We start from the raw sequence: 24,603 nt of genomic DNA, 5'->3' as shown, positions 1-24,603 counted from the left end.
CGACGCCGGCGACGGAAGGAGTCCCGCCCGTGGACCCGTCACAGCTCACCCTCACCGACATCACCCTGCGCTACGCCGACCGCGTGGTGCTCGACCGCCTGTCCCTGACCGTCTCGCCCGGCGAGCGCGTCGGGGTGGTCGGCGACAACGGCTCCGGCAAGAGCACGCTGCTCGCCGTCGTCGCGGGCGTGCTGGAGCCGCAGAACGGCACGCGCGTCGTGCGCGCCCCGGGCGGCCTGGGACACCTGCCCCAGACGCTCGATCTTCCGCCCGCGAGCACCGTGGGCCAGGCGATCGACCACGTGCTGGCGGACGTGCGCGCGCTCGCGGCGGCGGTCGCCGCGCTCGAGGACAGGCTCGGGTCGCTCGACGGCGCCGCGCTGGACGACGCGCTGCGCCGCTACGCGGAGCTGACCGCCCGCTTCGACGCCCGCGACGGGCGGGGTGCGGACCGCCGCGTCGACGTCGCGCTGCACCGCCTCGGGCTGCCCGCGCTGGACCGTGGCCGGCTGCTCGGCACCCTGTCCGGCGGCGAGCGTTCCCGTCTCGCGCTGGCGGCCACGCTCGCGGCCGACCCGGAGCTGCTCCTGCTCGACGAGCCGACCAACGACCTCGACGACGACGCCCTCGACTGGCTCACGGACCGGCTGCGGTCGCACGACGGCACCGTCGTCGCCGTCACCCACGACCGCGCGTTCCTGGCCGACCTCACGACGACGCTCGTCGAGGTCGACGCCGGGCGCGCCCGCCGCTACGGCGCCGGGTGGGCGGGCTACCTCGCGGCGAAGGAGGCCGAGCGCGATCAGCTCCGGCTCGCGTACGAGCGGTGGCAGGCCGACGTCGCGCGTCAGCGGCACCTTCTCGACGCCAACGTCGAGGCGATGGAGCAGATCCCGCGCAAGCTCCCCATGGCGTCGTTCGGCTCCGGCGCGTTCCGGTCCCGGGCGCGCACCCACGGCGCCACCGGCCGCGTCCGCAACGCCAAGGAGCGGCTGCGGCGGCTGTCCGACGATCCCGCCGAGCGGCCCGCCGACCGCGCCGAGTTCCGGACGGACGTCGCCACTGCGTCCCCGGACGCGGGCCACGACGACGCCTCGGCGGTCGAGCTCGTCGGCGTCGAGGTGCGCGGCCGGCTCTCGGTCCCCCGCCTCACGGTGGCGGCAGGCGAGCACGTGCTCGTGACCGGCCCGAACGGCGCGGGCAAGAGCACCCTGCTGGGGGTGGTCGCGGGAGAGGTCGTGCCGGACGCCGGGGTGGCGCGCGCCGTGGGCGTCGTCGGGCACCTGCGGCAGACGGTCGCGTCCGCCTCGGACGACGGCCGCACGGTGCTGCACGCGTTCGCCGCCGGGCGCCCCGGCGACCTGGAGGAGCACGCGGAGGCGCTGCTCGCGTCGGGCCTGTTCCGCCCCGACGACCTGCCCCGTCCGGTGCGGGAGCTGTCCCAGGGGCAGCGCTCGCGGCTCGAGCTCGCCCGGGTGGTCACCACCACGACGGACGTGCTGCTCGTGGACGAGCCGACCAACCACCTCTCCCCCGCGCTCGTCGAGGAGCTGGAGCGGGCCTTCGCGGACTTCGACGGCACCCTCGTGCTCGTCTCCCACGACCGGACGATGCGCGAGCGCTTCCGCGGCCGGCGGATCGTGCTCGACCGCGGCGCGATCGTCGCGGACACGTCCGCCACCACGCCGAGGTAGTTCAGATCCTGCCGAGGTAGTTCGTGACACGGTGTCACGAACTACCTCGGCAGGATCTGGACTACTTCGGCGCGATGCGCGCCACCTCGCGACGCGGGCTCACGGGGTCACAGGGCCCGCCAGCGCAGCTCGAGGGTGCGGGCCTGCGGGCGGAGCATCGCCGTCGGCCAGACGTCGGGCCCGCAGGCACGCGAGCCCAGGCCGTGCTGGGCGGCGTCCACGTAGAGGTGGTGCCGCTCCGGCACGGGGAGCTCGTGCGGGTGGGCGGCCCCGGAGAGCTCGTGGGCCGAGTGCCGGGCGAGCGTGAACCCGGGCAGACGGCCGCGCGCGTCGCGACCGAGCGTCAGGCGCAACCACGGGCTGCCGCCGCGCGTCAGCTCCAGGTCGCGCACCTCGGACCGGTGGCCGGACTCCTGCGGACGCGCGTACCGCACCGACAGGTCGTCGATCCCGGCGCGGTGACGCCCCACCACGACCGACGAGCGCACGTCCGGGTACGAGTCGTGCGGGCCCAGCCCGAACCACCCGGCGCCGTCGACGTCGGCCGGCAGCCCCACGTGCACGCCGATCCGCGGCCACACGTCGTCCCACCGGTCGTCGGGCGTCATGACGACGCGCAGCACGGCCTCGACGACGCCGTCCGCGACCCGCTCGGCGGTCCACGTCTCCTCGACGTCGACCGTCCGGCGGCTCTGGGCCGCGGACACGCGCCGCAGCACCCGCAGCCGGTCAGCCGACTCCTCCACGGCGACCGTGCGGTGCGTGAGCCGGTCCAGGCCCTGCCGGCGCCAGCGGTCGGCCGCCGACGGCGCGGGCGTGCCGCGCCACGGGAGGGTGGTGGGGTCGTCGGCGTCGTAGCTCCCCATCGCGGCGCCCCGGTCGTTGTCCGTGGGCGCGCGCCACAGCTCGACACGCGGCGCGGTCACGTCCGCCCCGGCCAGGGCCACCAGCTCCGGGCCGCGGAACGCGACGGGCGCCTCCGCGAGCGCCACGGCCGGACGGCGGCGCTCCCGGACGGCAGCCGGCGCCGGCAGCGCCCACTGGTCGCGCGCGACGACGTGCCCGGCGGCGGCCCACGCCGCGCCGTCACGCAGAGCCAGCTCGACGGTGAGGTACGCCTCGGCGCCGGGGCTCGCCTCCGGCAGCGACGCCGGGTCGAGCAGCCCGACGACGGCCCGCTCCCCCGCCGCGACGGACGCACCGTCGCCGTCCGCCACCGGGGCCTCGCCGGAGGCGACCACCTCGCCGTCGTGCTCCACGCGCCAGCGCAGCACGAGGTCGGCGGTGTCCGCGGTGTGCCGGCGGTTCCAGATCTCCACCACCCCGGACGCCGGGCCAGCGGACGGCCGCACGACGACCGGCCGCTCGACGTGCCAGAACTCCGTCAGGCCGGGGCTGGGGGTGTCGTCGGACAGCACCATGCCGTCCATGACGAAGTTGCCGTCGTGCACGACCTCGCCGAAGTCGCCGCCGTACGCGAAGAACTCGACGCCGTCGGGGGTGGTGGTGCGCAGGCCGTGGTCGCGCCACTCCCAGACGAACCCGCCGTGCAGCCGCGGGTGGGTGTCGACGAGCTCGCGGTACTGGTCGAGGGCACCGGGGCCGTTGCCCATCGCGTGCGCGTACTCGCACAGCAGGAACGGCTTGGACCGCTGCCGGGCCGAGTCGGCGATGCTGCACCCGAGCACGGGCGAGAGGTCGTCGTCGCTCCCGATGGACGCCGTCTCGGGCACGGTCGAGTACATCCGCGAGTAGACGTCGGTGTACTCGCCGGCGTAGTCGCCCTCGTAGTGCACGGGCCGCGACGGGTCGCGGTGGTGCACCCACTCCGCCATCGCGGCGAGGTTGCTCCCGGTGCCGGACTCGTTGCCGAGCGACCAGAGCACGACGCTGGGGTGGTTCTTGTCGCGCTCGACGGTGCGCCGCACCCGGTCGAGGTAGGCGTCGCGCCAGGCCGGGTCGTCGCTGGGGTTGCCCACCCAGCCGCCGGCCTCGAAGCCGTGCGTCTCCAGGTCGGTCTCGAGGATCACCCACAGCCCCAGCTCGTCGGCGAGGTCGAGGACGCGCGGGTGCGGCGGGTAGTGGCTGGTGCGGATCGCGTTGACGTTGTGCTGCTTCATCCGGGCCAGGTCGGCGCGGGCGTGCTCCTCGTCGAAGACGCGGCCGCGGTCGGGGTGCGTCTCGTGCCGGTTCATCCCGGAGAACACCACGCGTCGCCCGTTGACGAGGAACAGGTCGCCGACGATCTCGACGCGCCGGAAGCCGACCCGCAGGGCGACGGTCTCGCCCGACGACGCCACGGTCGCGTCGTAGAGGCGCGGCACCTCGGCCGACCACGGCTCGACGGCGCCGACGGCGACGGGCGCGACGTCCTCGGGCGCCGCCCACGCGACGTCGACCCCGAGCTCCGGCACCCGCAGCCGCACCGGGAACGCGGCCGCGTCGGCCCGCACCTCCGGCACGAGGAGGCCCTCGCCGGACGCGGGGTCGTAGTCCGCGTCCAGCCACACGTCGTCGAGCGCCCCGACGGGCCGGTACAGCAGCGTGACGTCGCGGAAGATGCCGGGCAGCCACCACTGGTCCTGGTCCTCGAGGTAGCTCGCGGCGGACCACTGCACCACCCGCACCGCGACCGTGTTGGCGCCGGGGCGCACGGCGTCGGTGACGTCGTACTCGTGCGCCAGCCGGCTGCCGGACGCCGAGCCCACCTCCTCGCCGTTCACCCACACCGTGAAGAACGACTCGACGCCGTCGAACCGCAGCAGCACGCGGCCGCCCTCGGTCCACGACGCCGGGACGTCGACCTCGCGGCGGTAGTCGCCGGTCGGGTTCTCGTCCGGCACGTGCGGCGGGTCCACCGGGAACGGGAACTGCACGTTGGTGTAGATCGGGCGGCCGTGCGCGCCGTCGCCCTCCAGCACCCAGTGCGCGGGCACGGGGAGCTCGCCCCAGCCCGCGTCGGGCGACGTCGCGTAGCCCGGCTGCGCGAAGGCGTCGGGGGCCTCGCCGTCGGGCAGGACGCCGACGTCCAGGACACCCTGTGCGCCCGGGGAGCCGGGGACGCACGGCAGGAGGCGGAAGCCCCACGTGCCGTCGAGGGAGAGGCGCGGCGCGTCCCCGGCGGGCGCGGACCGCGGCGGCTCGACGCGTCCCGACCAGGGTGCCGTGGACTCGTGCGGGAGCGGGGAGAGCGGGGTCATGCGGCCCATCATGCTTTGACAGCACCTTCCGTCAGGCCGCCGCGCCAGAACCGCTGCAGCACGATCATGGCGACGGCGAGCGGGATCACCGAGAGCAGGACGCCCCCGGTGGTGAGCTCGTAGAACTCGGGCAGCCGGTCGGTCTGGCTGTTCCAGTTGTTGAGCCCGAGGGTGATCGGGTACAGGTCCTGGTCGCTGAGCATCACGAGCGGCAGGAAGTAGTTGTTCCAGATGCCGACGATCTGGAACAGGAACACCGTCACGAGGGCGGGCGTCATGATCCGCAGCCCCAGGGTGTGGAAGATGCGCAGCTCCCCCGCGCCGTCGATCCGGGCGGCCTCCACGAGGGAGGTGTCCACGGTGGCGTCCGCGTAGATGCGGCACAGGAAGAACCCGAACGGCGACACCAGCGACGGGATCAGCACGCTCCAGTACGTGTTGGCGAGCCCGAGCTGGCTGAACAGCAGGAACAGCGGCAGGGCGGTGGCCGTGCCGGGCACGAGGACGCCGCCGAGCACGAGCCCGAAGATGAGGTTGCGGCCCCTGAACCGGTACTTGGCCAGGGCGTACCCGCCCGCCGCCGCCAGGTAGGTGGCGATCAGGCCACCCACCCCGGCGTACAGCACGGAGTTGGCGAACCAGCGGAGGAAGACGCCGCCGCCGTAGGTGAGCACGGCGGCGAGGTTGTCGAACAGCGCGAACGTGTTCCCGAACCAGAAGCCGTTGGTGCCGAACAGGTCGTCCGTCGTCTTCGACGCCGCGACGACCACCCAGTACACGGGCACCAGGAAGTAGATCGCGACGACGGCGAGGACGGCGGTGACGAGGATCGTCGTCGCCGGGCGCCGGCCGCGGCGGCCGGGGGTCGCCGGGGGGACGTCCGGGGTGTCGGTACGGCGCGGCGCGGTGGAGACGGCGGCGGTCATCGCGAGCTCCTGTTCGTCAGCCGGAGGAAGAGGAAGGACAGCGCGAACGCCACGAGCGCGATGAGCACGGACTGGGCGGCGGCGACGTTGTAGTCGTTGTAGGCGAAGGCGGTCGTGTACGCGGACAGGTTCGGCGTGTACTGCGAGTCGATCGCGGGCGACACGGTCATGAGGAGCTGCGGCTCGGCGAAGAGCTGCAGCGTGCCGATGATGGAGAAGACGGTGGTGAGCACCAGCGCCGGGCGGATCAGCGGCAGCTGGATGCTCCACGCCGTGCGCCAGGGACCGGCGCCGTCCACGCGCGCCGCCTCGTACATCTCCGGCGGGATCGCCTTGAGCTGGGCCACGATGATGAGCATGTTGTAGCCCGCGTACGTCCAGGTCACGATGTTCGCGATCGACCACAGCACCGTCCCCGCGCCGAGGAAGTCGGGCGTGAACCCGAACAGCGTCTCGGTGAGGTCGATGATCGGGCTGAGGCCGGGCACGTAGAGGAACGACCAGAGGATGGTCGCGATGACGCCCGGGATGCCGTACGGCATGAAGTACGTGGCGCGGAAGAAGCCGGGCCAGCGCGCCGATGCCGACTCGAGCAGCAGCGCCAGGACCGTCGCCGCGACGATCATCACCGGCACCTGCACGACGCCGAACAGCAGCATCCGCCAGATCGACGCGACGAAGTTCCCGTCCTCCAGGGCGATCCGGTAGTTCTCGAACCAGGCGAACCCGGTGGTGACGCCCTGCTCGCCGAACAGCCCCGCGCGGGTGACGGTGGTAAAGCTCTGCCCGATCGCCACGATGATCGGCAGCACGAACGTCAGCAGGAACAGCAGGAGGAACGGCCCCACCAGGATCCAGGGCGCGCGCCCGACGGCGGTGCTCGCCTTCTTCGCGGTCATCGCTCCGCCCTCCGGATCGTCAGGCCCTTCTGTCGGAACACCTCGATGGTCCGCTCCTCGGCGGCGACCACGGCGTCCACGAGCGTGCCGCCCGTGGCCTTGCCCCGGAACCCGTCGCCGAGGATGTTGAACGTCTGCTGCGTGATGGGCCACCACTGCCAGTCGGGGTTCTGGTCCTGCGTGGCCGGCTGGAAGACCTCGGTGTTGTAGCGCTGCCCGCCGAAGAACTCGCTGGGTTCCTCGCGCGCCGCGCCGATGTAGTCGCGCGCCGGCGACCACCCGATCCCGGAGTGCTCGATCATCGCGTCGATGCCCTCCGGGTCGGTGTTCATCCAGACGGCGAACTCCATCGCCTCCTTCGGGTGCTTGCTGTTCGCCAGCACGGCCGACGTCGAGCCGCCGATGAACGACGACCCGTAGCCGTGGCCCCAGCGCGGCGCCGGCGCCACGCGCCACTTCCCCTCCGCGCCGCTCACGCTCTGCAGCAGCGCGTCGCCCCAGCTCGCGCTCACCAGCGACGCGATCTGGTCGTGCGCGGCGGCGGCGTACCAGCCGGGGGTGTACGGGTTGGCCGCCGTGGTCACCAGGCCGTCGTCGATGACCTGGTCGAAGAAGCGCGCGACGTCGAGCGTCACCTCGCCGGCCATGTCGATGACCCAGCCGTCCTCGGCGCTGCGCAGCCACGTGGCGCCGGCCTGCATGGCGTGCGCCGTGAACACCGACGTGTCGTCGAGCGGGAAGGAGTCGATGTAGGCGCCGATCTCGCGGAACGCGGGGGCCACCTCGGCCCACTGGGTCCACGTGGTGGGGACGTCGGCGCCCACCTGCTCGTACAGGTCGGGCCGGTAGTACATCCCCACGGGGCCGGAGTCCTGCGGGATGCCGTAGACGCCGCCAGCGAAGCTCACCTGGCTCCACAGCGTCTCGTCGAACTTGTCCGCGTGCTCGGAGACGCCGTACCGCTCCAGGTCCACCAGCCCGTTGACCAGCATGAACTCCGGCACGGTGCGCATCTCCACCTGCGCCAGGTCGGGCCCGCCCCCGGCCGCGAGGGCCGAGTACATCTTCTGGTACCCGCCGTCGTTGCCGCCCGGGATCCAGGACACCTGGACCTGGACGTCCGGGTGCTGGGCGTTCCAGACGTCGGCGACCTTCTGCAGGTCCTTGAGCCACGCCCAGTACGTGAGCGTGACCTTCTCCCCCGTCGCGGCCGGCACCACCGGCTGGGCGTTGACCGACGTCGTGCCGGGCGTCGCGCACCCGGCGAGCACCGCCGACGCTCCCCCGGCGAGCCCCCAACCGAGGAGCTCCCGTCTCGTGAACTGTCGCATCCGTCCCCACTTCGTCGTGACGTCGGCGGGGCAGGTGCCCCGGGCTCGTGTGAGCGTGGTCACGTTAACAGCGGGTCGGACGCCCGGGTCAAACCCGTCTCAGGGCGTGTCCCGGAGCCACGCCCCGCGTGTCAGACGGCGGTGGGGACGTCCTTGACGGGCGGCCAGGGGGTGCCCGTGCCGGCCATGGACGCGTGGAACGGGTCGCCCTCGACGATCTCGCCGGCGCGGACGGTGGCGTCCGTGAACGCGGACTTGTAGATCGCCGCCGCGAGCTCGAGGGTGGCGCGGGTGTCCGCGACCGTGACGGGCGGAGTCCGCCCCTCGGCCAGCGCCAGGTACGTGGGCACGAGCTGCGCCAGGTGGCCGCTCGCGCCGCCGTCGACGGACGTCCCCGACGACGCCGCGTCGGCGGCCCACGCCTCGGCGACGTCCTCCCGCCCCGCCACGGGGGTGACGGTCCAGCTCGTGTCGTCGTAGCCGTACAGGTGCTCCAGCTCGACGGTCGCGGCCTCCGTGTCGAAGCGCAGGCGCGACGTCTGGCGCGGCGAGACCGCGGAGTTCGTGATCGTCGCCATCGTGCCGCCCGCGAACCGCACCAGTGCCGTCGAGACGTCCTCGGTGTCGGTGTGCCGCGCGAGCCTGCCGGCCATCGCCCGCACCTCGGTCCACGGGCCGAGCACGGCCAGCAGCAGGTCGAACTGGTGGATGCCGTGGCCCATCGTGGTGCCACCGCCCTCGGTGTCGAACCGGCCCCGCCACGGCACCTCGAAGTACTCCGGCGTCCGGAACCAGAGCGTGTCGCACTGCGCGACGTACGCCGCACCGAGCGTCCCGTCGTCGAGCAGCCGGCGCAGCCGCTGGATCCCCGCGCCGAACCGGTGCTGCACGATCTGGGTGAACCGCCCCGGCAGACCGGCGTCGATCGCCTGCCGCTCCGCCGCCGCCAGGGCGTCGGCCTCCGCCAGCGACAGGACCGCCGGCTTCTCCACGACGACGTGCGCTCCGGCCCGCAGCGCCGCCAGCGCCGCCTGCAGGTGCACCGACGGCGGCGTGCAGATGTGCACGACGTCGACCTGGCCGGCGTCGAGCAGCGTCTGCAGGTCGGTGCCGTGGTGCGGCACGCCGTGCTCGGCCGCGAACGCGGCGGCGCGGCCCGCGTCGACGTCGACGACGTGCGTGACCTCCGCGCCGTCGGGCCCGCCGTGCGCGGCCAGCGCGCGGACGGCGTCGACGTGCGCGCCGGCGATCGCGCCGGCGCCGAGGATGGTGACCTTCATGGCTGCTTCTCTCTGCCGAAGTAGTTCCCGGCCGGCCGAGGTAGTCCCGTTCTCGCCGAGGTAGTTCATGACAAGGTGCCATGAACTACCTCGGCGATAACGGAACTACCTCGGCAGGAGTGGGACTACCTCAGCGACGGGACGGGGACCTGCGACCAGTCGGTGTCGGAGGCCAGGTAGAACCCCGGGTACGACGGCTGGTTGTAGGTGGTCTGCTGCCGGGCCACCTCGGCCCGGTACTGCGGGTCGTGCAGCAGGGTGTACATCTTCGTGGTGCTCACCTCGGTGGACGTGTAGATCCGCAGCGCGGACGAGTCCGCGGTGCGCACCAGCACCTCCTCGCGCCAGTCGCCCAGCACGTCGGCGACGAGCGACGGGTTGCCCTTGGTGTCGTTGTTCGTCAGCGTGCCGTCCAGCGTGCGGCGCACGGTGCCGTCGCCGTCCACGATCCGCGGGGTCTCCTCGCGCGAGCCGGTGACGATCTGGGTGGTGCCGTCGGCGGCCCAGCGGACGGTCTGGTTGGTGCCCGGCGTGGTGGCGCGCAGCTGCTCCCCCGTGGCGCTGAGCAGCCCGGACGCGTCGGTGCCGTCCGGCATGGACGCCCAGACCTCGATGCCGGGGGTGGGGTCGACGTCGCCGGTCAGGCAACGTCCCGTGTCCCTGCCTGAGAACGCGCCGAACAGCGCCTCGCCCGTGGCCGCGTCGCGCAGCACCGAGCCGTAGGGCACGCCCGCCCCGCCCTCGTGGCACGTCCAGATCTCCAGGCCCGGGCGGGCCGGGTCGATGTCGGTGACGTGCATGGCGTCGCCGTGCCCGAGGTTCGCCGTCGCCCCCGGGTTCGACGAGCCCTCGGGGAGCGTGTCGGACGACGAGTACAGCAGCGTGCCGTCGTCGTCGAGCGTCGCCGCCCCGTAGACGATCTCCTGCTTGCCGTCGCCGTCCACGTCCGCCGCGGACAGGGAGTGGAAGCCCTGGCCCCACAGCTGCGTCAGCTCGTTGTCGGGGTCCGGCTGCACGCCCTTGTTGTCGCTGTCCAGGAACGGGTTGTTCATCGGCTTGAACCCGGAGTCGGCGGTCCAGCGCGTGCTGATCCGCTTGCCGTCCCAGTCGTAGGCCACGATCGCGGCGCGCGTGTAGTAGCCGCGGGCGAAGATCGCCGACGGGTGCTCGCCGTCCAGGTACGCGACGCCGGACAGGAACCGGTCGACCCGGTTGCCGGGCTCGATCCGTGTCCACTCGTAGTCGCCCCAGCGCAGGCCGTCGTCGGTGCGGCCGGGCTCGTAGTCCACGGTGTCCAGGGGCTTGCCGGAGCGGCCGTCGAAGACGGTGAGGTACTCGGGCCCGCTGACGACGAAGCCGTCGAACGTGCGCAGGTCGTTGCGGTCGGAGCGGGCGGGCGCCCACTCGTCGACGTAGTAGTCGACCAGCTCGCGCGCGTCGGCCTCGGACAGCGGGTAGTCGTACCGCGGCTCGATGCCGAGCGCCGCCTCGATCGTCGCGGGCCACTGGCCGCTCGCCACCTCGGGCTCGTCGGTCCAGCCCTGGAACAGCTCCACGAGGTGGTCCGCGTAGTCCGCCGCGCTCCAGCGGTAGTCGTCATCGTTCGTGACGCCGGCCTTGCGGTCGGCCTTCGAGATCGGCACGTACCGCTCGTTCGCGGGCTTCCCGTGCCGGTAGGTCGTGACCTTGGTACCCGGTGCTGTCTTCATCATGACCTCGGCGGTCCCGTCGCCGTCGAAGTCGTACACCGGGAACTGCGTGTAGTGCGCGCCCGAGCGGACGTTCACGCCCATGTCGATCCGCCACAGCTGCGTGCCGTCCAGCTCGTACGCGTCGAAGTACGTGTTGCCCGTGTACCCCTTCTGCGACACGTCCTTGGCGCGCGACGGGTACCACTTCACGACGATCTCCAGCGCGCCGTCCCCGTCCAGGTCAGCCACCGACGCGTCGTTGGCCGAGTACGTGATCGACTCTCCCAGCGGCGTCACGTCGTCGGCCGGCTTGTTCAGCGGGACGTCGAGGAAGTCGTCCGACCACGCGGTCACCGCCGCGCTGCGCGTGCCCACCCGCTCCCGGCCGTGCTTGTCCTGCGTCACCGGCGCGACGGCGTAGCGCGAGGTCGCGCTGCCGCCCGCGGCCTTCGTGTCGACGTAGTTCGTGGAGTCCGTGACCGTGGCGACCCGCTTCCCGTCGCGGAAGACCGCGAAGGCCGGCCCGGCCATGCCCGTGTCCGTGTGCCCGGTGACCTCGTCACCCAGCAGCCGCCAGGACAGGAAGACTCCTTCGCTGGTCGAGGCGGCGACGAGCCCCCGGTCGAGGTGCTCCAGCTGGACGCCGGTCGGCCGGGGGTGGCCCCTGTCGTGCGCCGGTGTCGCGGCGGCGGAGACGCCGCCGACGGCGAGCACCCCCGCCGTCAGCGCGGCGACGGCACCCGCGGTGGTTCTGGTCGTTCGCATGGGTCGTTCCTCTCTGCATCGTTGCAACTCGGGATCGGACACCACCGGCCCGCCGTCGGGAACCGTGCGGTCCCCGACGGCGGCCGGAAGATCGTCAGGCCGGGCGGCCGCCGCGTCGGGTCTCGACGCCCACCACCGCGAGGGCGAGCAGGCCGCCCACCACCAGCACGAGCGGCGGCAGCATCCAGACGAAGACGACGCACAGCCCCGCCGCCACGGCGAGCAGCACCGACCCCGTGAGGTCGTCCTGGGTGCGTCGCGCGCCCGCCGCCAGCGCCTCGCGCGCGGTCAGTCCGGGGCCGTCACCGGAGACGGCGGGCTCCGACCAGGCGCCCGCCGCCCGGGCCAGCACGACGACGACGGCAGCCGCGGCGACCGCGACCACCACCGCGACGACGCTCGCGCCGGGCAGCACGTCCGCCCGCGCGAGCTGCCAGTCCAGGGCGAGCAGCAGGGCGACCGCGACGGCGGCGAGGCCGAGCGGCCACAGGGCCCGCACGGCCGCCCACCAGTCGCGGGCGAACCGGGCCACGCCGATGTCGTGGCCGGTCACCTGGCGGCGGACGTGCGCCACGCCCGCCGCCAGGGACGGCACCGCGGTGACCAGCAGCAGGCTGCCGAGCGCGACGAGCACGCCGGCCAGCACCACCTCGGCGAAGAGGCCGAGGGCGGCACCCGTCTTGGTCTCGCCGCCGCTCGTGGGGCGCTTCGCGCGCCCCCGACGCTCGCGACCTGAACCTGCCGCCATGTCCACCCCTTCCGTCGCCGTCCTCGTGCCGTGCCCCATCGTCAGCCCTTGAGGCCTTGGGTGGCGACGCCGTCGACGATGTAGCGCTGGAAGAGGATGAAGAAGATCATCACGGGCAGCAGGGCCAGGACGGCCATGGCCATCTGTGCGCCGTAGTCGGACACGCTGGTCTGGTCGACGTACAACCGCAGCGCGATGGGCAGGGGGTACAGGTCGGGCTTCTTGAGGTAGAGCAGCGGGCCGAGGAAGTCGTTCCAGGACCAGATGAACGCGAAGATCGAGCTGGTGATGATGGCGGGGCGCATCAGGGGCAGCATGATCGAGCCGAAGATGCGCCCGTGGCCGGCGCCGTCGATGCGGGCTGCCTCGTCCAGCTCGCGGGGCAGGTTGCGCATGAACTGGACCATGAGGAACACGAAGAACGCTTCCCCGGCGAGGAACTTCGGCGCGAGCAGGGGGATGAACGTGTTCACCATGCCGAGCTCGTTGAACATGATGTATTGCGGGATGATCACGACGTGGAACGGCAGCAGCAGCGTGCCGATCATGATCGCGAAGAAGATGCCCCGGCCGGGGAAGTCGATCCGCGCGAACGCGTACGCCGCCACGGTCGAGGACAGGATCACCCCGACCACGGACGCGACGGCGAGGATCATGGAGTTGCCGAAGAAGGTCCAGAACCCGACCCCGCCGATCCCGGACAACGCCGTGGCGAAGTTGGACAGCGACAGGTTGTCCGACCAGAGGCTGATGTTCCCGATGATCTCGTTGGACGGCTTGAACGAGCTCATGAGCATCCACGCGGCCGGGTAGAGCACCACGATCGTGCAGATGACCATGAAGGCGTGGAACCCGACCGACCGGACACCCCGACGACGGCGCGCGGCCTGACGCAGGCTCGTGTCGACCGGCCCGGCGGGCCGGTTGCCATTCCCGGTTGGGCTGGGGACGCCCGCAGCGGCTGCCTGAGCACTGAGCGGGGGCGTGACGATATGCGTGTCGCTCATCGGTTGTCTCCGGAGTAGTGGACCCAGGCGTTGGACGTCTTGAACAAGATCGCGGTGATCACGCCGACCACGACGACCAGGACCCAGGCCATGGCCGAGGCGTATCCCATGTCGAACTGCGCGAAGCCCTTGATGTACAGGTACAGCGTGTAGAACAGGGTCGAGTCCGCCGGACCACCCGTGCCACCAGAGATGATGAACGCCGACCCGAACACCTGGAACGCGCCGATCGTCTCCAGCAGCAGGTTGAAGAACAGCACCGGGGACAGCATCGGGATCGTGATCCGCCAGAACTTCCGGACCGGGCCCGCGCCATCCACGGACGCGGCCTCGTACAGCTCGGCCGGGATCTGCTTCAACCCCGCGAGGAAGATGACCATCGGGGCGCCGAACGTCCACACCGCGAGCAGCACGAACATCGGCATCGTCTTGGACGGGTCACCCACCCAACCCCCGGCCGGCAGCCCGAACAGCTGCTGGATCCGGTCCACGATGCCGTCATCGATGAACATCGCCTTCCACACGATCGCGATCGACACCGAAGCACCGATCAGGCTCGGGGCGTAGAAGATCGACCGGTACGCGCCCTGACCCCGGTGCTTCATGTTCAGCACCATCGCGACCAACAACGCCGCCGCGAGCTTGATCGGCGTGCCGACCAGCACATAGATCGCCGTCACCTTCGCCGACGTCCAGAACCTGGGGTCCTCGAACAACTTCACGAAGTTGTCGATCCCGACCCACGACGGCGGCCGGAACAAGTCATAGTCCGTGAACGCCAGATACAACGACGCCACCATCGGGAACGCCGTCAACACCACGAAACCCACCAACCACGGCGACAAGAACGCGAACCCCGCACCAGCCTCACGCCGGCGCTTGGCCCGCCCCCGCTCGGGGGACGCGTTCTGCGCCCCCCGAGCGGTGTCGAGCGTGGTCGTGCCCGAGGTCACCGCAGTCACGACTGCTTCACCGCGCCGTCGGCGAAGGAGAACCACTGCGTGACGAACTCGTCGACCGTGATGTTCCCGTACCCGAGCTCCTCACCGAGGCGCTTGAACTCCGCCTCGATCTCGCCGAAGCCCTCGACGGGCACGGGCGCGGCCTCGGTGACGACGTCCGCCACCTGCTCCTCGTACTGCACGACCTGCTCGTCCACCGAGCCCGGCTCGACGTCCATCGCGTCGATCTGCGCCTGGACGGCGGGGACGCCCTTCGAGGTGCCGAAGATCTTGCCGACCTCCGGCTCGTTGATGAGGAAGTCGATGAGCGCCGCGGCAGCCTCCGGCTGCTGGGTCTGCGCGGACGCGGAGAGCAGCATCGACGGCTTCCAGAACTGGGCCGGGCCGTTCTCGCCCGACGGGATCGGCAGCATCTGGATGTCCTCGCCCGACTCGGCCACGTAGCCGGCCAGGAAGTTGTCCCAGGTGGACTCGGAGGCGACCTCGTTGACGTGGAAACCGCCGAGGGGCTCGAGCTGCTTGTTCTTCTTGATCGGGTAGATCGCCTCGGAGTCGCGCAGACCCTGGCCCAGGTTCAGCCACTCGGTCATCTGCGCCTCGTCGAAGTTCAGCTTGCCGTCCTCGCTGAAGGGCTCGACACCCTGCTGGATGAGCCACTGCAGGAAGAACCAGAACGTCGCGGTGAAGTCGCCGCCGCCGTAGAGAGCCGGGTCCTCGCCGGCGCCCGCGTCGGTGACCTTCTGGATCCACGCGCTGTAGTCGTCCCAGGTGTACCCCTCGGCGAGCGGCTCGACGCCCACCTTCTTGAGCAGGTCGGCGTTGTAGAACGTGGCGAGCGTGTTGGTGCTCGTCGGGACGCCGTACTGCGCCCCGTCGATCTGACCGGAGGAGAGCAGCGAGTCGTCCACACCCTCGGTGTCGAGGTTCACGCCCACCTGGCCGCCCAGGTCGAGGAGCTGCCCCGTGGCGCCGTACTGGCGCAGGTAGGACAGATCCATCTGGATGACGTCGGGCAGCGCGCCGCCCGCGGCCTCCGTGGCGCGAGAGGTCCAGTAGCCGTCCCAGTCCTGGAACTGGGTCTGCACGGTGATGTTGGGGTGCTCCTCCTCGAAGAGGTCCACCGCCTTCTCGTACATCTCCGCGCGGGCCGGCTCGCCCCACCAGGCGAGCGAGATGGTGATGTCCTCGTCGGTGCTCACCTTCTCCGCGGAGCCCGGCTCCGCAGGGTCGGCGCCGCCTCCGCAGGCGGTGAGGGTGAGGGCGACGGCGACCGCCGCCGCGGCCGCGCCGGCGGCCTTCCGCGTGATCCTCATGTGAGCCTCCTCGCTCGTCGATCGTCCACGATCGTCGGCGGCGAGGACGCCCCGTTGACCCCTCGCACGGCTGCCGACTGAATCGATAAAACAGGATTCGGTAAGCGTTGTCCAGCCCCGAGGTGCTCCGAGTCACATCACGATCTCGCAACGAGCCCGGACGTGTTCCCGCGGCGACGGTCCGCCACCCGTCGGCGGAAGGGCCGCCGATCCGGGGACGTGTGATCGCTCACATCCGGCGGGCAGCCTACGTCGCGGCACCGGCGTCGGACGAACCCGCAGGCGACGGGCGTCCGTCCGCACGCGAGGCGGCAGCGGCTCCCCCGGACCCCTGCCGCCTCGTGCGGGTGTCGCGCGTCAGACCTCCGCGAGCCGGGGCACCTGGGCCAGCACCGCGTCGACGAGCCCGGCGTCCGTGCCGGCCTCCTCGGGCAGCAGGCCCGGGAGCGCGAGCAGCGCCCGCGCGACGGCGGACGGCGACGCACCCGCCGCATCGCCGTCCCCGGCGTCGGCCACCACGTCGGCGAGCTCTTGCGCCCGCGGGTCGTCGACCAGCCGGCCCGCGGCCGCCTCCCGGCGCACCACCTCGCTCCACGCCGCGAGCGCGAACGCCGCGCCCGCCGGGACCGCGCCCGCCGCCAGCCGGTCCGCGACGATGCCGCCCCACCGGAACGGGATCTTCTGGGTGCCGTCCATCGACACCTGCACCGTGGTGTGGCCCGTGGCCGGGTTGGCGAACCGCTCCAGCAGCGACTCCGCGTACGCGCGCAGGTCGGCGCCGTCGGGCGGGGTGAGCGTCGGCAGCGCGTCGTCGAGCATGAACCCGCGGGCGCGCTCGCGCAGCGCGGGGTCGGTCACGGCCTCCGCGAGCGTCGCGTGACCTGCCAGCCGGCCCGCGTACGCGAGCAGCGAGTGCGTGCCGTTGAGCAGCCGCAGCTTGGCCTGCTCCCACGGTGCGACGTCGTCGGTGAACGTCGCGCCCGCCTGCTCCCAGGCGGGACGCGGCCCGGCGAACCGGTCCTCGATCACCCACTGGCGGAACGGCTCGCCGACGACGAGACCCTCGTCGCGCGCACCGAGCTCGCGCTCCACCGCGTCGCGCTGCGCGGGCGTCGTCGCGGGCACGATCCGGTCCACCATCGAGCAGGGGAACGCGACGTCCGCCGCCAGCCACGACCGCAGCCCGGCGCCCTGCTCGCCCGGCAGCGCCGCGTCCACCGCCTCGGTCACGAGCCGTTCCAGGACGTGCCCGTTGTCGACCATGTTGTCGCAGGTCAGCACGGTGACCGGGCGCCGCTCCCCCGCGGCCCGCGCGGCGCGCCACCGGGCCGCGAGCCCGCGCACGAGCAGGCCGACCGCCGTCGCGCCCGGGACGGTGGCGTCACCCGCGGCGAGGGCATCCAGGTCCGGGCGCACCCGCTCGACGTCGAGCCCGCCGTCCGCGCCGCGGGCGTAGCCCTTCTCCGTGACGGTGAGCGTCACGACGTGCGTCGTGGGCGCCGCGATCGTCTCCAGCACCCGCGCGGTCTCCTCGGCCGGCCAGGCGACGTCGAGCACCGCTCCGACCAGGTCCAGCCGGGTCTCGTGCGTGCCCGCGGTGAGGACCGAGTAGGCGCCACCCTGCGGCCGCAGCTGGTCGCGCACGGAGGCCGACCGCTGCGTGACGCCGAGGATCCCCCACCGGCGGTCGTCCGTGGCGCGGGCGGCCAGCTCCGTGAACACCGCCTGGTGCGCCCGGTGGAACGCCCCGATCCCCAGGTGCACGATGCCCACCTGGTCGGGGGTCACCGGCGCCTCGAGGTGGGCGGGCAGGTGGGAGCGGTGCAGGCGGTCGGTCATGGTTCCTCCGTCGTCCGGCGGCGTCGCCGGGAAGATGCGTCCAGGGCTTGCAGGTCGTCGGTCAGGGGGTGTCGGGGGCGGGCCGCGGTGCCGCGGCGCGCGGAGGTGCGGTCGACCCGCGGACGACGAGCTCGACGGGGAGCGTCACGTCGCCCTGCAGGGCGCCGTCGTCCTTGCCCGGGCGCAGGACCAGCCGGTCGACGGCCACCCGGCCCGAGTCGCGCAGGTCGGTCCGCAGGGTGGTGAGGGGCGGGGACAGCAGCTCCGCGACGTACGCGTCGTCGCAGCCGACGACGGACAGGTCGCCGGGCACGTCGAGGCCGCGCACCCGCAGCCGCTCGACCAGGCCGACGGCCACGAGGTCGTTGAAGGTCACGACCGCCGTGGCACGGGTGCCGACGACGAGGTCCGCCGCCGCGTGCCCGCCGGCGACCTGCGGCCGGTGCGGCCCGAGCTCCACGAGCTCGACGTCCCCCAGCCGCGCGGCGGCCGCGCGCAGGCCGGCGCGGCGGCGTCCGTCCGACCACGAGCGGGCCGGCCCGCCCACGTAGGCGACCTTGGCGTGCCCGAGGGCCCGCAGGTGCTCGAGCGTGCGCAGCATGCCCGCCTCGTGGTCGGCGACGACGGACGGCAGCCCGTCGACGTGGTGGTTGACCAGCACCACCGGCCGCCCCGCGAGCGCCTCGACGGTGCGCTCGACCGCGCGCGGGGAGCACAGGATGATCCCGTCGGTCTGCGGGGCCAGGCCCGAGACGGCCTCGGTCTCGAGCTCGGGGTCCTCGTCGGAGTCGACGACGAACAGGCCGACGCCCCGTTCCCGCGCCTGGGCCTGGGCGCCCTTGGCGATCGCCGCGAAGTAGGGGTTCGCGAGGTCGGGCACCACGAGCCCGAGCGCTCCGGAGCGGCCCGCACGGAGCACGCTCGCGGCCCGGTTGGGCCGGTAGCCGAGCTCGCGCGCCGCGGCCGTCACCCGGTCGCGCGTCGGCGCGGCGACCCGCTGCGGGTCGGTCAGGGCGCGCGAGACCGTCGAGATCGACACACCGGCCGCCCGCGCGACGTCGTGCACCGTGACCACGACCACCGTCTCCTCGTGCCCGCCGCACGCACCCGGACGATGCGAACGTTTGCCAGATCGTCGCACATCTCGCCACGCCATGTCTCCCCCTGACGCCGGCTGCCCAAGGGATTCCATGCCCGGCGATCGGCAGGCTACGATGCAAACGTTCGCATCCGATCTCGACGTTGAGGAGCCCCTGTGAGCGAGCGCTGGACCCTGCACCCCGACCGGGCACTGCCCGCCGACCCCGGATCCCGGGCACTGGCCCGCGAGATCTACGCCGCGGTGCGGGACCTGCCGATCGTCTCGATGCACGGCCACGTGCCCGTCGAGTGGTTCGCCGACGACGCGCCGTTCGGCGACCCGGCCCAGCTCGTCGTCGTGCCCGACCACTACCTCACGCGGATGCTGGTCTCCCAGGGCGAGACGCTCCCCCGCCTCGGCGTCGGCTCCACGGACGACGAGGCCGTCGAGACCGACCCCCGGGAGATCTGGCGCCGGTTCTGCGCCGGGTGGAAGCACTTCCGCGGCACCCCCACCCGCTACTGGCTGGAGCACGTGCTCGTCGAGATCCTCGGCGTCACGCAGCGCCCCTCGGCCGAGACGGCCGACGCCCTGTACGACCAGGTGGCCGCTCGCCTCGCCGAGCAGGAGTTCCGCCCCCGCGCGCTGCTCGACGCCTTCAACATCGAGGTCATCGCCACGACCGACCCCGCCTGGGCGACGCTCGACGCGCACGGGAAGCTCGCCGCCGACGGCTACGGCGACCGCGTGCTGCCGACCTTCCGGCCCGACCCGCTGCTGCACGTCGACCGCGCGACCTGGCGCGACGACGTCGCGCGGCTCGGCGAGGCGGCCGGCGTCGACGTCACGTCCTACGACCGCTACCTCGAGGCCCTGCGCGCGCAGCGCGAGCGTTTCGTCGCCGCGGGCGCGCGGGCCACCGACCACGGCCACCTGTACGCCGACACGACGCCGCTGGACGACGCCGAGGCGCGCCGCATCCTCGACGCCGCGCTGGCCGGCACGGTGACGGCCGCGGAGGCGCAGGCGTTCAGCGGGCACATGCTGTTCCAGATGGCCGCGATGTCGGCCGAGGACGGCCTCGTGATGCAGCTGCACCCGGGCGTCCTGCGCGACCACGCCAGCGCCCCGTTCGCCGCCTTCGGCCCGGACAAGGGCTACGACATCCCGGTGGTCACCGAGTTCACGCGCTCGCTGCGCCCCGTGCTGGACGCCTTCGGCCACCACCCGGGCTTCCGCCTGATCGCGTTCACGGTGGACGAGGACGTGTACTCGCGCGAGCTCGCGCCGCTGGCCGGCGTCTACCCCGCGCTGCGGCTCGGCGCGCCGTGGTGGTTCCTCGACGCCCCCGACGCGATGCGGAGGTTCCGCGAGGCGGCCACCGAGACGGCGGGGTTCAGCAACATGAGCGGCTTCGTGGACGACACCCGCGCGTTCTGCTCCATCCCCGCGCGGCACGACCTGGCCCGGCGCGTCGACGCCGGCTACCTGGCCCGCCTGGTGGCGGAGCACCGCCTCGACCTGGACGAGGCGGTCGACGTGGCCACCGACCTGACCTACCGCCTGCCGCAGGCGGCCTACTCCCGCCCCTGACCGGTGCGAGCACGAGATCGGCCCACCGTCGTTCGTCGAGCCGGGCCGGTCTCGCGCTCGCACGGTGATCGCGGCGACGGACGAGAGCAAGGAGTCACGCAGTGAAGATGGGTTTCCGCTGGTACGGCGAGGGCAACGACACGGTCACGCTGGACCACGTCCGGCAGATCCCCGGCGTGGAGACGATCGTGTGGAGCCTGCACCACAAGCAGGCCGGTGAGGTGTGGGAGCAGGAGGAGATCGACGCCGAGGTGGCGCGCATCTCCGGGCTCTCCGACGAGGCCCGGGCCCGCGGCGTGACCCGCACGCTCGACGCCGAGGTGGTCGAGTCGGTCAACGTGCACGAGTCGATCAAGCTGGGGCGCACCGTCCTCGGGCTGAGCCGTGACGAGGCGATCGAGAACTACGTGACCACGATCCGGCGGCTGGGCCGGGCCGGCGTCAAGGTGGTCTGCTACAACTTCATGCCCGTCTTCGACTGGCTGCGCACGGACCTGTGGCACCCGCTGCCCGACGGCTCGACCGCGCTGTTCTTCGAGAAGGCGGTCGTGGACGAGATGACGCCCGAGGGCCTCATCGCCGACATGGAGGCCGGGTCGCACGGCCTCACGCTGCCCGGCTGGGAGCCCGAGCGGCTCGCGGGCTTCACCGAGCTCAACGCCGCGTACGAGGGCGTCACGCACGAGGACATGTACACGCACTACCGGTACTTCCTCGACGCGGTGGTCCCGGCGGCGGAGGAGGCGGGGATCAAGCTGGGCGTGCACCCGGACGACCCGCCGTTCGACGTCTTCGGCTGGCCCCGCGTGGTCTCCACCCCGGAGGACCTCCAGCGCGTGCTGGACCTGCACCCGAGCCCGAACCACGGCCTCACGCTGTGCCTCGGGAGCTTCTCGGCGAACCCGGCCCAGGCGCCGATCGCGGCCGACACCGTGCGCCGCTTCATGGACCGCATCCACTTCACGCACGTGCGGAACATCAAGCATTTCCCGAACGGCGACTTCACCGAGGTGGCGCACCGCGCCTGCGAGGGCGACGTCGACACCACCGGCATCATGAAGGCCTACGCCGAGGCGGGGTACACGGGCTACGTGCGCCCCGACCACGGCCGCCACCTGTGGGACGAGAACACCACGAACAAGCCGCGGCCCGGGTACGGGCTGTACGACCGCGCGATGGGCATCCAGTACCTGCTCGGCGCGTGGGACGCGTTCCGCTACACCCGCTGACCCTGCCCCGCTGGTCGAGCGGGTCGAAACCGACCGAGAGGCCCCTCATGCCCGACGAGAAGGCGTCGCCGGCGCCGTCCGAAATCGTTGTCGAACCCGCCTGGCACGCGGCCTGGCTGCCCGACGCCGCGCTGGCCGCCGTCGGCCGCCGCCGGGTCGCCGTCGTCGGCCCGGCGGAGGACGACGTCCTCGTCACCGTGCTCCGCGAGGCGGAGCGTGCGACCGCCGCGCACGGCGGCGACGTCGTCGGCCCCGACGGCGGCCCCGACCTCCTGCTCGACGTGCGAACGGGAGGCGACGGGTTCCGCCTCGTGCGCGACGGCGGCCGGGTCACCGTGTCCGCGCCGACGGCGACGGCGCTGCTGCACGGCTGGTTCCACGTGGTGCGGCTCGGCGAGGCGGCATTCTCCGGCCCTGACGCCGACGAGCGGCACGCGCCCGCGTTCGCGCTCCGCGTGCTGGACCACTGGGACAACGTCGGCGTGCACCCCGTGATGGGGCAGGTCGAGCGCGGCTACGCGGGCGGCTCGATCTTCTACGCCGACGGCCGGGTGCGCGACGACCTGTCCCGCGTGACCGCCTACGCGCGCCTGCTCGCCGCGACCGGGATCGACCGCGTCTGCATCAACAACGTCAACGTGCACGCGCGCGAGGCACGGCTGCTCACGGACGACCTGCCGGAGGTCGCGCGGGCCGCCGCCGCCCTGCGGCCGTACGGCGTGCGCACCCACCTCGCGGTGAGCTTCGCCGCGCCGATGACGCTCGGCGGGCTGCCGACGTCGGACCCCCTCGACGACGACGTCCGCGCCTGGTGGCGCGCCGCCGCCGACCGCGTGTGGGCCACGATCCCCGACTTCGGCGGGTTCGTCGTCAAGGCCGACTCGGAGGGCCAGCCCGGCCCGTTCGCGTACGGGCGCGACCACGCCGACGGCGCGAACCTGCTGGCCGACGCGGTCGCACCGCACGGCGGCGTCGTGCACTGGCGGGCGTTCGTCTACGACCACACGCAGGACTGGCGCGACCGCTCCACCGACCGCGCCCGCGCCGCGTACGACCACTTCGCCCCGCTCGACGGGCGGTTCGCGGACAACGTGGTGGTGCAGGTCAAGCACGGCCCGATCGACTTCCAGACGCGCGAGGCGGTCTCACCGGTCCTCGCGGGGATGCCCGCCACCCGGCTGGCCCTCGAGCTGCAGGTGACGCAGGAGTACACGGGCCAGCAGCGGCACGTGTGCTACCTCGCGCCGTGGTGGAGCGAGAACCTCGGCTTCCGGCCCTGGGGAGAGGGCGGTGCCGCGGTGCGCGACGTCGTCGCCGGCCGCGGACCTGGCGCCTCGGCCGCGGCGGCGGCCACCGGGAGCGGCGGCATCGCCGCGGTCTCGAACGTCGGCGACGACGTCTTCTGGACCGGCCACCCGCTGGCCCAGGCGAACCTGTACGCCTTCGGCCGCCTGGCCTGGGACCCGACGCTCGACCCGGCGGCGGTCCTGGACGAGTGGATCGGCCTGACGTTCGCCGGCCAGGACGGCGCAGTCGAGCCGCGCGTCCGCGAGGTGCTGCACGCCGTCCTGGACGCTTCGTGGCGCACCTACGAGTCGTACACCGCACCGCTGGGCGTCGGGTTCATGGTGCGGCCCGGCCACCACTACGGCCCGGACGTGGACGGCTACGAGTACACGCCGTGGGGCACGTACCACTTCGCCGACCGCGACGGCATCGGGGTGGACCGCACCCGGGCCACCGGCACCGGGTTCACGGGCCAGTACCCGGCGCCCTGGCGGGACGTCTACGAGGACCTCGCGACCTGCCCCGACGAGCTGCTGCTGTTCTTCCACCACGTGCCGTACACGCACGTGCTGCACAGCGGGGTCACGGTGGTCCAGCACGTCTACGACACCCACTTCGCGGGCGTCGAGCGGGTGCGCGAGGCGATCGCGGCCTGGGAGTCGCTCGACGGGAGGGTCCCGTCCGACGTCGACGCCCGCGTGCGCGAGCGCCTCGCCGAGCAGCTGCGGTCGGCCGTCGAGTGGCGCGACCAGCTGAACACGTACTTCTTCCGCAAGTCCGGGATCCCCGACACCCACGGACGCACGATCTTCTGAGCGCCCGCACCGTACGGACGTGTCGTGCGGACGTGCGCTTGACCCTCCCCTCGGGGGAGGGTCGAGGGTGCTGCGCAGGAGGTGAGACCCACGACGTCCTTCACGATCACCGAGGTGGCCCGGCTGTCGGGCACCACGCTCAAGACGCTCTACCACTACGACCGGATCGGCCTGCTCGTGCCCGCTCGGGACGCGCGGAACGACTACCGGACGTACTCCGAGGGCGACCTGGAGCGCCTGCAGCAGATCCTGTTCTTCCGGGAGCTCGACGTGCCGCTGAGCGCGATCGCGGAGGCCCTGTCGGGTCGCGCTTCCCGGCTCGAGTGCCTGCGCGACCAGCGCGCCATGCTCCGCGCTCGCGGAGCACGGCTCGCCCAGGTGCTGGCGACGCTCGAGCGGGCCATCGCACACGAGACACAGGGAGACCCCATGCCCACCGACGACATGTTCACCGGGCTCGACCGCGCCGGGTGGCAGGACGCCCTCGCGGAGCAGGACGCGCACCTGCGCGACACGTACGGCGTCGAGCTCGGCACGGCCGACGTCGACGCCGACCGGATGAACGCGGCCGCCGCCGAGGCGACGGCGTTCATGACCTTCATGGCCGACGCCCTGCGCACCGGCCTGCGCGCCGACGACGAGTCCGTCACCACGGAGATCCGCCGGCATCTGACGGTCCTCGACGCCGTGCACCCGACGGACGCGGAGGCGTTCGCCGGCCAGGCGAGGTTCTTCGTCGCCGACGACTTCCACCGCCGGATGCTGGAGCAGCAGCAGACCGGCCTGGCCTACTACCTGCTGCAAGCGGCGGAGGAGTTCCACGCCCGCGCTTAGGCGGCACGGCCGCGGGGGGGGGGGGGGGGTTTCCTCTGTGTGTGTGGGTTGGCCTCCGTGGTGTAGCGCTGAGGGGGTGGAGCAGAGGGGGGGGGGGACCCCCCCCCTT

At 72.8% G+C, this 24,603-nt stretch carries 17 protein-coding genes; 5 read left to right on the top strand and 12 right to left on the bottom strand.

Going from position 1 to position 24,603, the window contains the following annotated elements; translation table 11 throughout:
- Positions 1-29 precede the first annotated feature (29 nt).
- A complete protein-coding gene (abc-f, locus tag ACFVS0_RS17625) occupies positions 30-1,694 on the top strand; it encodes a ribosomal protection-like ABC-F family protein (RefSeq protein WP_430588667.1) in 1,665 nt (554 codons plus the stop codon).
- Positions 1,695-1,801: 107 nt separating this feature from the next.
- Here the strand turns inward: abc-f and ACFVS0_RS17620 are convergent, their stop codons facing one another.
- The 12 genes from ACFVS0_RS17620 to ACFVS0_RS17565 all read right to left on the bottom strand — a co-directional run bounded on the left by ACFVS0_RS17620 (position 1,802) and on the right by ACFVS0_RS17565 (position 18,730).
- On the bottom strand, positions 1,802-4,894 hold the full coding sequence (locus tag ACFVS0_RS17620; RefSeq protein WP_430588666.1) for a glycoside hydrolase family 2 TIM barrel-domain containing protein: 3,093 nt from the start codon (positions 4,892-4,894) through the stop codon (positions 1,802-1,804).
- Positions 4,895-4,902: 8 nt separating this feature from the next.
- Complete coding sequence (locus tag ACFVS0_RS17615) at positions 4,903-5,820, bottom strand: carbohydrate ABC transporter permease (RefSeq protein WP_430550732.1); 918 nt, start codon at positions 5,818-5,820, stop codon at positions 4,903-4,905.
- The gene (locus tag ACFVS0_RS17610; protein WP_430548093.1) at positions 5,817-6,719 is read right to left on the bottom strand and encodes a carbohydrate ABC transporter permease; all 903 of its coding nucleotides are present in this window, start codon (positions 6,717-6,719) and stop codon (positions 5,817-5,819) included. The genes ACFVS0_RS17615 and ACFVS0_RS17610 overlap by 4 nt, the downstream gene beginning before the upstream one ends.
- Positions 6,716-8,050: an extracellular solute-binding protein gene (locus ACFVS0_RS17605; protein ID WP_430588665.1), complete on the bottom strand. Its 1,335-nt coding sequence runs from the start codon at positions 8,048-8,050 to the stop codon at positions 6,716-6,718. The genes ACFVS0_RS17610 and ACFVS0_RS17605 overlap by 4 nt, the downstream gene beginning before the upstream one ends.
- 131 nt (positions 8,051-8,181) lie before the next feature.
- Positions 8,182-9,330 carry a Gfo/Idh/MocA family protein gene (locus tag ACFVS0_RS17600; RefSeq protein ID WP_430588664.1) on the bottom strand — a complete coding sequence of 383 codons (1,149 nt, stop codon included), beginning with the start codon at positions 9,328-9,330 and terminating at the stop codon, positions 8,182-8,184.
- A 125-nt stretch (positions 9,331-9,455) separates the two neighbouring features.
- Positions 9,456-11,786, bottom strand: coding sequence for a rhamnogalacturonan lyase (locus tag ACFVS0_RS17595; RefSeq protein ID WP_430588663.1), 2,331 nt, complete (start codon positions 11,784-11,786; stop codon positions 9,456-9,458).
- 94 nt (positions 11,787-11,880) lie between these two features.
- Positions 11,881-12,534, bottom strand: a complete 654-nt coding sequence (locus ACFVS0_RS17590) for a hypothetical protein (RefSeq protein ID WP_430550736.1) — start codon at positions 12,532-12,534, stop codon at positions 11,881-11,883.
- 41 nt (positions 12,535-12,575) lie between these two features.
- A complete protein-coding gene (locus tag ACFVS0_RS17585) occupies positions 12,576-13,541 on the bottom strand; it encodes a carbohydrate ABC transporter permease (RefSeq protein ID WP_430588662.1) in 966 nt (321 codons plus the stop codon).
- A complete protein-coding gene (locus tag ACFVS0_RS17580) occupies positions 13,538-14,386 on the bottom strand; it encodes a carbohydrate ABC transporter permease (RefSeq protein ID WP_430588688.1) in 849 nt (282 codons plus the stop codon). Before ACFVS0_RS17580 ends, ACFVS0_RS17585 begins: the two co-directional genes overlap by 4 nt.
- 113 nt (positions 14,387-14,499) lie before the next feature.
- Positions 14,500-15,816 (bottom strand): ABC transporter substrate-binding protein, encoded by a 1,317-nt coding sequence (locus ACFVS0_RS17575; protein WP_430586439.1) that lies wholly within the window; start codon positions 15,814-15,816, stop codon positions 14,500-14,502.
- Positions 15,817-16,173: 357 nt separating this feature from the next.
- Entirely contained in the window at positions 16,174-17,655 is a 1,482-nt protein-coding gene (locus tag ACFVS0_RS17570) for a mannitol dehydrogenase family protein (RefSeq protein WP_430588661.1), read from the bottom strand.
- 61 nt (positions 17,656-17,716) lie between these two features.
- On the bottom strand, positions 17,717-18,730 hold the full coding sequence (locus ACFVS0_RS17565) for a LacI family DNA-binding transcriptional regulator (RefSeq protein ID WP_430550740.1): 1,014 nt from the start codon (positions 18,728-18,730) through the stop codon (positions 17,717-17,719).
- Between the two features lie 180 nt (positions 18,731-18,910).
- On the opposite strand from ACFVS0_RS17565, the gene uxaC reads away from it, so the two are divergent.
- The 4 genes from uxaC to ACFVS0_RS17545 all read left to right on the top strand — a co-directional run bounded on the left by uxaC (position 18,911) and on the right by ACFVS0_RS17545 (position 24,494).
- Entirely contained in the window at positions 18,911-20,329 is a 1,419-nt protein-coding gene (gene uxaC / locus ACFVS0_RS17560; RefSeq protein ID WP_430588660.1) for a glucuronate isomerase, read from the top strand.
- A 107-nt stretch (positions 20,330-20,436) separates the two neighbouring features.
- Positions 20,437-21,558, top strand: coding sequence for a mannonate dehydratase (uxuA, locus tag ACFVS0_RS17555; RefSeq protein ID WP_430550778.1), 1,122 nt, complete (start codon positions 20,437-20,439; stop codon positions 21,556-21,558).
- A 47-nt stretch (positions 21,559-21,605) separates the two neighbouring features.
- Entirely contained in the window at positions 21,606-23,660 is a 2,055-nt protein-coding gene (locus ACFVS0_RS17550; protein ID WP_430588659.1) for an alpha-glucuronidase, read from the top strand.
- An 81-nt stretch (positions 23,661-23,741) separates the two neighbouring features.
- The gene (locus ACFVS0_RS17545; RefSeq protein WP_430588658.1) at positions 23,742-24,494 is read left to right on the top strand and encodes a MerR family transcriptional regulator; all 753 of its coding nucleotides are present in this window, start codon (positions 23,742-23,744) and stop codon (positions 24,492-24,494) included.
- Positions 24,495-24,603 lie beyond the last annotated feature (109 nt).

It is taken from the genome of Isoptericola sp. NPDC058082 (assembly GCF_042885055.1).
Lineage (GTDB): Bacteria > Actinomycetota > Actinomycetes > Actinomycetales > Cellulomonadaceae > Isoptericola.
This window is presented reverse-complemented; position numbering and strand designations above follow the sequence as displayed.

Coding starts and splice junctions, on each gene's coding strand:
- uxuA (WP_430550778.1), top strand. CDS start 20,437: ATGGGTTTCCGCTGGTACGGCGAGGGCAACGACACGGTCACGCTGGAC.
- ACFVS0_RS17610 (WP_430548093.1), bottom strand. CDS start 6,719: ATGACCGCGAAGAAGGCGAGCACCGCCGTCGGGCGCGCGCCCTGGATC.
- ACFVS0_RS17570 (WP_430588661.1), bottom strand. CDS start 17,655: ATGACCGACCGCCTGCACCGCTCCCACCTGCCCGCCCACCTCGAGGCG.
- ACFVS0_RS17550 (WP_430588659.1), top strand. CDS start 21,606: ATGCCCGACGAGAAGGCGTCGCCGGCGCCGTCCGAAATCGTTGTCGAA.
- ACFVS0_RS17620 (WP_430588666.1), bottom strand. CDS start 4,894: ATGACCCCGCTCTCCCCGCTCCCGCACGAGTCCACGGCACCCTGGTCG.
- ACFVS0_RS17590 (WP_430550736.1), bottom strand. CDS start 12,534: ATGGCGGCAGGTTCAGGTCGCGAGCGTCGGGGGCGCGCGAAGCGCCCC.
- ACFVS0_RS17615 (WP_430550732.1), bottom strand. CDS start 5,820: ATGACCGCCGCCGTCTCCACCGCGCCGCGCCGTACCGACACCCCGGAC.
- ACFVS0_RS17595 (WP_430588663.1), bottom strand. CDS start 11,786: ATGCGAACGACCAGAACCACCGCGGGTGCCGTCGCCGCGCTGACGGCG.
- ACFVS0_RS17600 (WP_430588664.1), bottom strand. CDS start 9,330: ATGAAGGTCACCATCCTCGGCGCCGGCGCGATCGCCGGCGCGCACGTC.
- ACFVS0_RS17585 (WP_430588662.1), bottom strand. CDS start 13,541: ATGAGCGACACGCATATCGTCACGCCCCCGCTCAGTGCTCAGGCAGCC.
- ACFVS0_RS17575 (WP_430586439.1), bottom strand. CDS start 15,816: ATGAGGATCACGCGGAAGGCCGCCGGCGCGGCCGCGGCGGCGGTCGCC.
- ACFVS0_RS17605 (WP_430588665.1), bottom strand. CDS start 8,050: ATGCGACAGTTCACGAGACGGGAGCTCCTCGGTTGGGGGCTCGCCGGG.